Origin of the sequence: Pantoea sp. CTOTU50773 (assembly GCF_032082325.1) — a bacterium.
Classification (GTDB): domain Bacteria; phylum Pseudomonadota; class Gammaproteobacteria; order Enterobacterales; family Enterobacteriaceae; genus Pantoea; species Pantoea communis.
Genome location: NZ_DAMDQC010000141.1, coordinates 1 through 11,391 on the forward strand (window position 1 = coordinate 1; position 11,391 = coordinate 11,391).

General features: G+C 56.3%; 8 protein-coding genes and 1 pseudogene. 8 read left to right on the top strand and 1 reads right to left on the bottom strand.

The genetic code is table 11. The features are described from left to right. Nucleotides 1-16: 16 nt before the first annotated feature. From pepP to trhA, 8 genes are all read left to right on the top strand, one after another. The gene (gene pepP, locus RT340_RS18190; RefSeq protein WP_313377430.1) at nucleotides 17-1,339 is read left to right on the top strand and encodes a Xaa-Pro aminopeptidase; all 1,323 of its coding nucleotides are present in this window, start codon (nucleotides 17-19) and stop codon (nucleotides 1,337-1,339) included. After that, nucleotides 1,336-2,514 carry a 2-octaprenyl-6-methoxyphenyl hydroxylase gene (ubiH, locus tag RT340_RS18195; RefSeq protein ID WP_097118030.1) on the top strand — a complete coding sequence of 393 codons (1,179 nt, stop codon included), beginning with the start codon at nucleotides 1,336-1,338 and terminating at the stop codon, nucleotides 2,512-2,514. Before pepP ends, ubiH begins: the two co-directional genes overlap by 4 nt. A 20-nt stretch (nucleotides 2,515-2,534) precedes the next feature. After that, a complete protein-coding gene (gene ubiI, locus RT340_RS18200; protein ID WP_160833073.1) occupies nucleotides 2,535-3,737 on the top strand; it encodes an FAD-dependent 2-octaprenylphenol hydroxylase in 1,203 nt (400 codons plus the stop codon). A gap of 530 nt (nucleotides 3,738-4,267) precedes the next feature. Beyond that, nucleotides 4,268-5,365 carry a glycine cleavage system aminomethyltransferase GcvT gene (gene gcvT / locus RT340_RS18205; RefSeq protein ID WP_313377431.1) on the top strand — a complete coding sequence of 366 codons (1,098 nt, stop codon included), beginning with the start codon at nucleotides 4,268-4,270 and terminating at the stop codon, nucleotides 5,363-5,365. A gap of 19 nt (nucleotides 5,366-5,384) precedes the next feature. Next, nucleotides 5,385-5,771 carry a glycine cleavage system protein GcvH gene (gene gcvH, locus RT340_RS18210; RefSeq protein ID WP_313377432.1) on the top strand — a complete coding sequence of 129 codons (387 nt, stop codon included), beginning with the start codon at nucleotides 5,385-5,387 and terminating at the stop codon, nucleotides 5,769-5,771. 99 nt (nucleotides 5,772-5,870) lie between these two features. After that, entirely contained in the window at nucleotides 5,871-8,744 is a 2,874-nt protein-coding gene (gene gcvP / locus RT340_RS18215) for an aminomethyl-transferring glycine dehydrogenase (protein ID WP_313377433.1), read from the top strand. Between the two features lie 186 nt (nucleotides 8,745-8,930). Continuing rightward, entirely contained in the window at nucleotides 8,931-9,674 is a 744-nt protein-coding gene (locus tag RT340_RS18220; RefSeq protein ID WP_283215630.1) for an SDR family oxidoreductase, read from the top strand. A gap of 177 nt (nucleotides 9,675-9,851) precedes the next feature. Next, complete coding sequence (gene trhA, locus RT340_RS18225; RefSeq protein WP_313377434.1) at nucleotides 9,852-10,505, top strand: PAQR family membrane homeostasis protein TrhA; 654 nt, start codon at nucleotides 9,852-9,854, stop codon at nucleotides 10,503-10,505. 133 nt (nucleotides 10,506-10,638) lie between these two features. Here the strand turns inward: trhA and ygfZ are convergent. Then, a pseudogene (gene ygfZ / locus RT340_RS18230) lies at nucleotides 10,639-11,376 on the bottom strand (tRNA-modifying protein YgfZ); the annotation flags it as partial. Nucleotides 11,377-11,391 lie beyond the last annotated feature (15 nt).

Below are 11,391 nucleotides of genomic sequence, written 5' to 3' on the forward strand. Positions count from 1 at the left end.
AACAGGGAGTGCAAACATGATTACACTGGATACTTCGCAGCAACGTCGTCAGGCGCTGATTGCCCGTATAGCACCTGGCAGCGCCGCTTTGATTTTCGCTGCACCGGAAGTGACCCGTAGCAACGACACGGAATACAACTTCCGCCAAAACAGCGACTTCTGGTATTTCACCGGGTTCAATGAACCGCAGGCGCTGCTAGTGCTGATCAAAAGTGATGACAAGCATAACCACAGCGTGCTGTTCAATCGTGTTCGCGACCTTACCGCTGAGATCTGGTTTGGCCGCCGCCTCGGGCAAGATGCCGCACCCGCTAAGCTTGGCGTTGACCGCGCTTTACCGTGGGATGACATCGGTGAGCAATTGCATCAGCTGCTCAACGGGCTTGATGTGGTGTATCACGCTCAGGGTGAGTACGCAGAAGCTGACCAACGGGTGTTCAGCGCGTTGGAAAAACTGCGGCGCGGCTTCCGTCAGAATCTCAGCGCGCCTGCCACTGTCACCGACTGGCGTCCCTGGGTGCACGATATGCGCCTGTTCAAAAGCGAAGCTGAGATTGAAATCCTGCGCCGTGCGGGAAAAATCAGTGCGCTAGCGCATACTCGTGCGATGCAAGCCTGCCGTCCGGGGATGTTTGAGTATCAGCTCGAAGGCGAAATTCACCATGAATTCAATCGCCACGGCGCACGTTTCCCTTCTTACAACACCATTGTGGGATCGGGTGAGAACGGCTGCATCCTGCATTACACCGAAAACGAAAGTGAAATGCGCGATGGTGATTTGGTGCTGATTGATGCGGGTTGTGAATTCCACGGTTATGCCGGGGACATCACCCGCACCTTCCCGGTTAATGGCAAATTCACGCAACCTCAGCGCGAGATTTACGACATCGTGCTGGCCTCGCTGTACAAAGCGCTGTCGATTTTCCGCCCTGGCATCAGCATCCACGACGTCAATGACGAAGTGGTGCACATCATGATCACCGGTCTGGTCGATCTCGGCATTCTGGAAGGCAATATCGATACGCTGTTCGAAGAGCAGGCGCACCGCCCGTTCTTCATGCACGGCTTGAGTCACTGGCTGGGGCTGGATGTGCATGACGTCGGCCATTACGGTACACCAAGCCGTGACCGCATTCTCGAACCGGGCATGGTGTTGACCATTGAACCTGGCCTGTACATTGCGCCGGATGCGAAAGTCCCACCGCAGTATCGCGGTATCGGTATCCGTATCGAAGATGACATCGTGATCACCGCTGACGGCAACGAAAACCTGACCGACAGCGTAGTAAAAGATGCCGAGGCAATTGAAGCCTTGATGGCAGCGGCACGCCACGCATGAGCATTTTGATTGCAGGCGGCGGCATGACCGGGGCAACCCTGGCGCTGGCGATTTCGCATCTGACGCAAGGCCAACTGCCCGTCACGCTCATTGAGCGCAGTCTGCCGGATAGCCGCAAACATCCGGGCTTTGATGGCCGGGCGATTGCGTTAGCGGCGGGCACCTGTCAGCAGCTGGCGGATATCGATGTATGGCGCTCGCTCGCAGATTGCGGCACGCCGATCACGGATATTCACGTCTCTGACCGTGGCCACACCGGTTTTGTGCAGCTCAAGGCGGATGATTATCAGGTCCCAGCGCTGGGGCAGGTGGTTGAGCTGTTTGATGTGGGCCAGCGCCTGTTCCAGCGTCTGAAAAGTGCGCCTGGTGTGACGCTGCGCTGCCCGGATTACGTCACGACGGTGGTGCGATCAGCTGAATCTGTCACGGTGACACTCAACAGCGGCGAGCAGCTACAGGGCGAGTTGCTGGTGGCAGCCGATGGCTCACGTTCGCCCCTTGCGGCGTCCTGTGGCATCAGCTGGCAGCGGGACGATTACCAGCAGCTGGCGGTGATCGCCAACGTCACCACGCAGCAGCCGCATCAGGGTCGCGCGTTTGAACGCTTTACCGAGTACGGCCCGCTGGCGCTGTTACCGATGTCTGGCAATCGCATGTCGCTGGTGTGGTGCCACCCCGTTGAGGCTGAAGCCACGGTGAAACAGTGGGATGATGCAACTTTCCTGCGCGAGCTTCAGCTGGCGTTTGGCTGGCGCTTAGGGCGTTTCACCCATGCCGGCCAGCGCGAAGTGTATCCGCTGGGGCTGCAAACCGCAGAGCGTCAGGTGGCGCATCGCCTGGCGTTGGTGGGCAACGCGGCGCAAACGCTGCATCCTATTGCGGGCCAGGGTTTTAACCTGGGCTTGCGCGATGTGATGTCGCTGGCGGAAACGCTGGCAGGCGCGCATCGTCAGCAGCAGGATGTTGGCGGCTATGGCGTTTTGCAGCACTTCGCTGCACGCCGTCAACCGGATCGCGCCGCGACAATCGGCGTGACCGATGGCCTGGTGCGGCTGTTTGCCAATCGTTATGCGCCCTTAGTGGCGGGAAGAAATCTTGGGCTGGTGGCAATGGACCATCTGCCATGGCTGCGAAACCCACTTGCCGCGCGCACGCTCGGCTGGGTGAAGCGTTGAGCATGAATTAAGGGGCAGCAATGCAAACATTTGATGTGGCTATTGCCGGTGGCGGTATGGTAGGTCTGGCCGTCGCCTGCGGATTACAGGGCAGCGGCCTGCGTGTTGCCGTGCTGGAGAAAGCACCTGAGCCACAATTTGATCCAGCGAGCGCCGCATCGATTCGCGTCTCGGCGATCAATGCTGCCAGCGAACGTCTGCTGCAAAAGCTGGATGTCTGGTCCAGTATCCTGGCGTTGCGCGCCAGTGCCTATCACGGGATGGAAGTGTGGGATCAAGACAGCTTTGGTTCCATCAGCTTTGATGATGAGCAGCAAGGCTTATCCCATCTCGGCCATATTATTGAAAATGAAGTGATTCACAGCGCACTGTGGCAGCGCGCCAGCCAGTGTAGCGACATCACCTTATTTGCCCCTGCGCAGTTGCAGCAGGTGGCCTTTGGCGACAACGAAGCGTTCGTCACTTTGCAGGACGGCAGCATGATGAGTGCGCGCCTGCTGATTGCCGCGGATGGGGCAAACTCGTGGCTGCGCGACAAAGCCGATATCCCGATTACCTTCTGGGATTACGATCATCACGCGCTGGTCGCCAATATCCGCACCGATATGCCGCACGATGCGATTGCGCGTCAGGTGTTCCATGGCGACGGCATTCTGGCGTTCCTGCCTATGCAGGACCCGCACCTGTGCTCTATCGTCTGGTCGCTCTCACCGCAGGAAGCGGCCCGCGTGCAGTCGATGCCAGAAGCATTATTCAACCAGCATTTGTCGGTCGCCTTCGATATGCGCCTCGGCTTGTGCCATGTTGAAAGCGAGCGCAAAACCTTCCCACTGATGGCGCGCTATGCCCGTAACTTTGCCGCGCACCGCCTGGCACTGGTGGGCGATGCCGCGCACACCATTCATCCGCTGGCCGGACAGGGCGTTAACCTTGGCTTCATGGATGCCGCAGAACTGATCGGTGAAATTCGTCGCCTGCATCAGGAAGGCAAAGATATCGGACAGCACCTGTATCTGCGTCGTTATGAGCGCAGTCGCAAGCACAGTGCAGCAATGATGCTGGCGGGTATGCAGGGCTTCCGTGAGCTGTTTGCCGGCACCCATCCGGCGAAAAAGCTACTGCGTGATGTGGGATTGAAACTGGCTGACACATTGCCGGGCGTAAAACCGATGATGCTGAAGCAGGCCATGGGGCTGAATGATATGCCCAGCTGGATTCGCTAAACTCTCTTCAAATGGCGCCGATACAGGCGCCATTTTTTTGCTTGATTCACTGCGCCGTCATACCTGAAACCCATCCTGATATTGCTCATGTAGTGATTGCTGGGACACTGCGGGTCAGTAAAAAAACCGCACTTAAACTGTTTTTAACCCCTCTGCACTGCTCTGGTGCGCCTCTGCACTCAAATTGCGCCTCGTTTGATTTATTCTAATTTTACTCGCCAATTCGCATTACTTTAACTAATGAAGGTGTCGCGGGTTCGCCGGACCTATTTCCCGTACTGAGGCGTGTGTTCCATTATCAGGCTGTGTTTATCGTTATTAATTGTATTTTATGCGCGGTTAATCACAAAAACGCAGTGAATTGTGCTGTGGTGGGTTTGGTGCGTGCTGAAGGGTGGTACTGTTTCGCCCTCGTTTTCCTTATGGTTAATCGCCGCGTTCGGTGGTAACTTCAGCACAAAGAGAACGTTTGCGTCAGCCTGTACAGGCGGCGCAGGCGCGTCACACTCACTTGTTTTCACAGGATGGTTATGACTCAGCAAACGCCTCTATTCGAACAGCATCAGGCATGCGGTGCGCGCATGGTGGACTTCCATGGTTGGATGATGCCACTACATTACGGCTCGCAAATGGATGAGCATCATGTGGTGCGCAACGATGCCGGTATGTTTGATGTTTCCCACATGACCATCGTCGATCTGCACGGTGTCCGCACCCGTGAATTCCTGCGTTATCTGCTGGCCAACGATGTCGCCAAACTGACGCAACCCGGCAAAGCGCTCTACACCGGCATGCTGAATGCCTCGGCTGGCGTCGTTGATGATTTGATTGTTTACTTTATGACCGAAGACTTTTTCCGCTTAGTGGTGAACTCCGCGACGCGTGAGAAGGATTTGGCGTGGATCAAACAGCACGCTCAGCCGTTTGGTGTCGAACTCACCGAGCGTGACGACCTGGCGCTGATTGCCGTACAAGGCCCGCAGGCGCAGCAGAAAGCACAGACGTTGTTTACTGCGGCGCAGCGTGAAGCTGTAGCGGGCATGAAACCGTTCTTCGGTGTGCAAAGCGAAAACCTGTTCATCGCCACCACCGGTTACACCGGTGAAGCGGGCTATGAAATTGCGATGCCGAACAGTGAAGCGGCTGATTTCTGGCAGAAGCTGCTGGCGGCAGGCGTCAAACCGGCTGGCCTGGGGGCGCGTGACACGCTGCGTCTGGAAGCGGGGATGAATCTCTACGGTCAGGAAATGGATGAAGGCGTTTCACCGCTGGCGGCCAATATGGGTTGGACGGTGAGCTGGGAACCTGCCGATCGCGATTTCATCGGCCGCGAGGCGCTAGAAGCGCAACGTGAACATGGCACTGAAAAGCTGGTGGGTTTGATCATGACCGAAAAAGGGGTGTTACGAAACGGCTTGCCGGTGCGTTTCACCGATGAACAAGGTCAGCCACAGCAGGGTATTATTACCAGTGGTTCCTTCTCCCCGACGCTGGGTTACAGCATCGCGCTGGCACGTGTGCCAGCGGGCATTGGTGAGCAAGCGATTGTAGAGATCCGCAATCGTGAAATGCCGGTGAAAGTCACCAAACCGATTTTTGTTCGCGCCGGCAAGCCGGTCGCTCAGTAATTTTTCAGGAGAAATGGCGATGAGCAATGTGCCTAATGAATTGAAATACCGCGATAGTCACGAGTGGGTGCGTGAAGAAGCCAATGGCACCTTCACCGTGGGTATCACCGAACACGCGCAGGAACTGCTGGGCGATATGGTGTTTGTGGATCTGCCTGATGTGGGCGCCACTTTCGCTGCCGGTGATGACTGTGCCGTCGCGGAGTCCGTGAAAGCTGCCTCAGACATCTATGCACCACTGAGCGGTGAAATCGTTGCCGTGAACGAAGAGCTGGCCGACGCACCGGAGCTGGTCAACAGCGAACCGTACGCCGCAGGCTGGTTATTCCGTATTAAAGCCAGCGACGTTTCAGAACTTGATTCGATGCTCGACGCCGATGCCTATAAAGGCGCTATCGACGAGTAACCGGTAGTCATCGGAGGTGCTGCATTGCAGCGCCTTCTTTTTTATCTGCCTGATTTAATGCCATTTTTGTAACCCAGCCCGATTCAGGATTTACTGCAAATGACCCAGACTCTCAGCCAGCTTGAACACAACGGTGCCTTCATTGAGCGCCATATCGGTCCTACACCCGCGCAGCAGGCCACCATGCTGGAAGCGATTGGTGCCAGCTCTCTGGAATCACTGATCAGCGCCATCGTGCCTGCCGACATCCAATTGCCAGGCCCGCCTGCGGTCGGTGATGCCGCGACCGAACAGCAAGCGCTGGCAGAGCTGAAAGCCATTGCCAGTCAGAACCAAATCTACAAATCCTGGATCGGCATGGGCTACAGTGCCGTGATCACCCCACCGGTTATCCTGCGTAACATGCTGGAAAACCCAGGCTGGTACACCGCGTACACCCCGTATCAGCCAGAAGTATCGCAGGGCCGCCTTGAAGCGCTGCTGAACTTCCAGACCCTGACGTTGGACTTAACCGGTCTGGATATCGCCTCTGCTTCACTGCTCGATGAAGCCACTGCCGCCGCCGAAGCGATGGCGATGGCGAAGCGCGTCAGCAAACTGAAAAATGCCGGTAAATTCTTTATCGCCGAAGACATCCATCCGCAAACCCTGGATGTGGTGCGCACGCGTGCAGAAACCTTTGGTTTTGAACTGATCATCGACAGCGCCAGCAAAGCGCTGGATCACGACGACCTGTTTGGCGTGCTGCTGCAGCAAGTGGGCACCAGCGGTGAAGTGCATGACTACCGTGCACTGATTGCCGAGCTGAAAAGCCGCAAAGTGGTGGTGAGCGTGGCCGCCGATTTCATGGCGCTGGTGCAGTTAGAAGCACCGGGCAAGCAGGGCGCAGATATCGTTTTCGGTTCCGCTCAGCGCTTTGGTGTGCCGATGGGTTACGGCGGTCCACACGCTGCGTTCTTCGCCAGCCGCGATGAGCACAAACGTTCAATGCCGGGTCGTATCATCGGTGTTTCACGTGATGCTGCAGGCAACACTGCGCTGCGTATGGCGATGCAGACCCGTGAGCAGCACATCCGTCGTGAGAAGGCCAACTCCAACATCTGTACGTCACAGGTGCTGCTGGCAAACATCGCCGGCCTGTATGCGGTTTATCATGGTCCGGCGGGCCTGAAGCGCATCGCCTCGCGCATTCATCGTCTGACCAGTATTCTGGCCGCTGGCCTGAAAAACGGTGGACTGAAGCTGCGTCACAACAGCTGGTTCGATACCTTAACGGTTGAAGTCGTCGATAAAGCCGATGTGCTGAATCGCGCGCTGAGCTTTGGCGTCAACCTGCGCAGTGACGTGCTCAACGGCGTGGGTATCACGCTGGATGAAACCACCTCACGCGAAGATGTGCAGACGCTGTTTGCCATTCTGCTGGGTGATGCGCACGGTCAGGATATTGATGCTCTGGATACCAGCGTAGCCGCGGAAAACAGCGCGATCCCGGCAGGCATGTCGCGTGAAAGCGAGTTCCTGACCCATCCAGTGTTTAACCGTCATCACAGCGAAACCGAGATGATGCGTTACATGCACAGCCTGGAGAAAAAGGATCTGGCGCTGAACCAGGCGATGATCCCGCTCGGTTCGTGCACCATGAAACTCAACGCCGCAGCCGAAATGATCCCGATCACCTGGCCAGAATTCGCCGAGCTGCATCCATTCTGCCCGGCAGAACAGGCTTCAGGTTATCTGCAGATGATTGGCCAGCTGTCACAGTGGCTGGTACAGCTCACCGGTTACGATGCGCTCTGCATGCAGCCAAACTCCGGTGCGCAGGGTGAATATGCTGGTCTGCTGGCGATTCGTCGTTATCACGAGAGTCGCAACGAAGGTGGACGTAATGTCTGCCTGATCCCAAGTTCTGCGCACGGTACTAACCCGGCTTCCGCACAGATGGCGGGCATGGCAGTGGTGGTGGTGGCCTGTGATAAACAAGGCAACATCGATCTCGGCGATCTGCGTGAGAAAGCCGCTCAGGTTGGCGATGAGCTGTCTTGCATCATGGTGACCTATCCTTCAACCCACGGCGTGTACGAAGAAACCATTCGTGAAGTGTGCCAGATCGTGCATCAGTATGGCGGTCAGGTTTACCTGGATGGCGCCAACATGAACGCCCAGGTGGGCATCACCACGCCAGGTTACATCGGCGCAGATGTCTCGCACCTTAACCTGCATAAAACCTTCTGCATTCCGCACGGCGGTGGCGGCCCAGGTATGGGACCGATTGGTGTGAAAGCGCATCTGGCTCCGTTTGTACCGGGTCACAGCGTGGTGCAAATTGATGATGTGCTGACGCAGCAAGGTGCGGTCTCTGCCGCACCATTCGGTAGTGCCTCGATTCTGCCAATCAGCTGGATGTATATCCGTATGATGGGCGCGGAAGGTCTGAAGCAGGCGAGTTCGGTAGCGATTCTGAATGCCAACTACATTGCCAGCCGTCTGCAATCGGCTTATCCAATCCTGTATGCAGGTCGCGATGGCCGTGTGGCGCACGAATGTATTCTCGATATTCGTCCGCTGAAAGAACAGACCGGTATCAGCGAGCTGGATATTGCCAAACGTCTGATCGATTACGGCTTCCACGCGCCAACCATGTCCTTCCCGGTGGCCGGAACACTGATGGTTGAGCCAACGGAATCAGAAAGCAAAATCGAGCTGGATCGCTTTATCGATGCAATGCTCTCCATCCGCATGGAGATCGACCGCGTCGCCGATGGCGAATGGCCCGCTGACGATAACCCGCTGGTAAATGCACCTCATACTCAGATGGAGATCGTTGGCGAGTGGGCGCATCCGTACACTCGCGAACTGGCGGTGTTCCCGGCAGGTAGCGCCAACAAATACTGGCCAACCGTGAAGCGTCTGGATGATGTGTTTGGTGACCGCAACGTGTTCTGCTCCTGTGTTCCAATGAGCGAATACCAATAATTTAGCCGTTATGCTCAGGGCCGCCGTTGTATTGGCGGCACTCATTCACCTCGCTCACGGCCTTATATGGGCTTGCGGGAAGGGTGGGGCCTGCTGCCTTGTGCAACTCAAATTATTTTGGCTAAACACATTTTGATCCCTAATCTAAGGGCCGAGAAATCGGCCCTTTTTCTATTTGGAGGCAACATGGATTTGGCATTAGTCACCGGCGGTAGCCGTGGCATTGGACGCGCAACAGCCTTGATGCTGGCGCAGGCGGGTTATCGTGTTGCAGTTAACTATCGTAAGCGCGCCACTGAAGCTCAGCAGGTCGTGACTGAGATCGAAGCACAGGGCGGCAGCGCCTTTGCCGTGCAGGCGGATATCGCCGATGAAGCTCAGGTCGTGCACATGTTCCAACAGCTTGATCAGCAGCCAGGCAACCTGCGCGTGCTGGTCAATAATGCCGGAATTTTGTTTACGCAGTGCCGCGTAGAAGATCTCGATGCGGAACGTATTCAGCGCGTGTTCGCCACCAACGTTACGGGCACCTTTATCTGCTGTCGTGAAGCGGTCAAGCGCATGGGCACCGCACACGGCGGGCAGGGCGGTTCGATCATCAATGTCTCCTCAGCGGCAGCGCGTCTCGGTGCGCCGGGCGAGTATGTTGATTACGCAGCGTCAAAAGGGGCCATGGATACGCTGACCAAAGGCTTATCGCTGGAAGTGGCGGCGCAGGGCATTCGCGTCAATAGCGTGCGTCCGGGCTTAATCTATACCGAGATGCACGCGGATGGGGGGGAACCAGGCAGAGTTGATCGTGTTGCCAGCTCACTGCCAATGCAGCGCGGGGGGCAGGCTGAAGAGATCGCCGCCGCGATTATCTGGCTGGCAAGTGATGCCGCTTCTTACGTCACCGGCACCTTTATTGATGCGGCAGGTGGCCGCTAATCTTCTGATTGACTATCCGACAGTGAGGCAGCGTGATCAACGGCGCTGCCATCGGCCATTTGTCACACGCCTGTCATAGAATTATTTTAGCGTACATGTGTACTCTGAAATTTTTCCCGGTTACCCTGATGTTGATAAAAAACACAGTTCTTAACCCTCTTTCCAGGATGTTAGCGCATGGCACAGAATCGTATACTTGCTCAGGGCTACTCGGTAGCCGAAGAGATCGCCAACAGCATTAGCCACGGAATTGGCTGCATATTCGGCATTGTTGGATTGGTGTTGCTGCTAACACAAGCGGTTGAAATGCGAGCCGACACCATTGCGATTACCAGCTACAGTCTGTATGGCGGCAGCATGATTTTACTGTTCCTCGCCTCAACGCTCTATCACGCCATTCCGCACCAAAAAGCGAAATATTGGCTGAAGAAATTTGACCACTGTGCGATCTATTTACTGATCGCGGGCACTTATACGCCTTTCCTGCTGGTGGGACTGAAATCACCGCTGGCGCGAGGGTTAATGGTGGTGATCTGGAGCCTGGCGCTGGCAGGCATCATCTTTAAACTGACGATTGCACACCGCTTTAAAGCGCTGTCTCTGTTCACCTATCTCAGCATGGGTTGGCTGTCGCTGGTGGTGATTTATCAGTTGGCGACCAGGCTGTCAGCCGGAGGTGTGTGGTTGCTGGCTGCGGGCGGGATTGTCTATTCGCTGGGGGTGATTTTCTATGTCTCACGGCGTATTCCATACAATCACGCCATCTGGCACGGCTTTGTGCTGGGTGGCAGCGTGTTGCACTTCTGCGCGATCTATTTTTATGTCGCCTGAGCTTACTGAGCGGTTGATATAAAAAGTGCCACCACCGGGTGTGACTTTCGACAAAGTCGCCATAAATGGCGACCTTACGGGGAAACATGCGGGGTTACTTAAGGTGCGCATTCATGCGCACCTGGAATGCAAATCAATCGACCAATGAATACGGCAGTGGCTGAATCGTCAGTTTCCCGCCTTCATCACCTTCCACGCGCAGCACACTGTCCGGCTCCAGGTCGTTGTTCATCACCACCTGCACCCACACGCTACCGTCATCCAGCTGCACACTGCTCAATACGGTGCCGGTACGACGCCATTTGTCGCCCATTTGCAGCTCCATCGATCCGTCAGCCTGCGGTACTTTGCTGGCGCTGCCCGCCAGCCAGTAAAGCGCACGCTTGTTGGCCCCGCGGAATTTAGCTCGCGCCACCATCTCCTGACCGGTGTAACAGCCTTTCTTAAAGCTAATCGCATCCAGTGCCTGCAGGTTGGTTGCCTGCGGAATCAACTGCGCGCTGGTGGCGGTTTCAATCACCGGAATGCCCGCTTCAATATCCAGCGCCAGCCACTGCGTGCTGTCATTGAACTGTGCAGCACCGGCTAACTTCTCTTTCAACGTTTCTGCCTGAGCCAGCGTGGTCACCAGCAGGAAACGTTCGGCGGGGTGTTCAAACCACAGCAGCGTGCTCTCGCCTTGTTGTACCACCGGTGTTTCTGCATCCGGCAGGGTGGCAAACACATCAGCCAGTGCCGTGCGTGCCTGAAAACCGGCCACACCCAGCAGCACTGCATCATCATCGGCAGCGATGGTGACTTTGGCGAACACCGCATATTTCTTCAGTTCGTTAAGTTGCTGCTCACGCAGATTGCGGAGGACGCTGTAGGCCTAACCTTCACCGCG

Excerpts from the sequence above, each read along its gene's own strand:
- pepP (WP_313377430.1), top strand. The coding sequence starts at position 17 with ATGATTACACTGGATACTTCGCAGCAACGTCGTCAGGCGCTGATTGCC.
- ubiH (WP_097118030.1), top strand. The coding sequence starts at position 1,336 with ATGAGCATTTTGATTGCAGGCGGCGGCATGACCGGGGCAACCCTGGCG.
- ubiI (WP_160833073.1), top strand. The coding sequence starts at position 2,535 with ATGCAAACATTTGATGTGGCTATTGCCGGTGGCGGTATGGTAGGTCTG.
- gcvT (WP_313377431.1), top strand. The coding sequence starts at position 4,268 with ATGACTCAGCAAACGCCTCTATTCGAACAGCATCAGGCATGCGGTGCG.
- gcvH (WP_313377432.1), top strand. The coding sequence starts at position 5,385 with ATGAGCAATGTGCCTAATGAATTGAAATACCGCGATAGTCACGAGTGG.
- gcvP (WP_313377433.1), top strand. The coding sequence starts at position 5,871 with ATGACCCAGACTCTCAGCCAGCTTGAACACAACGGTGCCTTCATTGAG.
- RT340_RS18220 (WP_283215630.1), top strand. The coding sequence starts at position 8,931 with ATGGATTTGGCATTAGTCACCGGCGGTAGCCGTGGCATTGGACGCGCA.
- trhA (WP_313377434.1), top strand. The coding sequence starts at position 9,852 with ATGGCACAGAATCGTATACTTGCTCAGGGCTACTCGGTAGCCGAAGAG.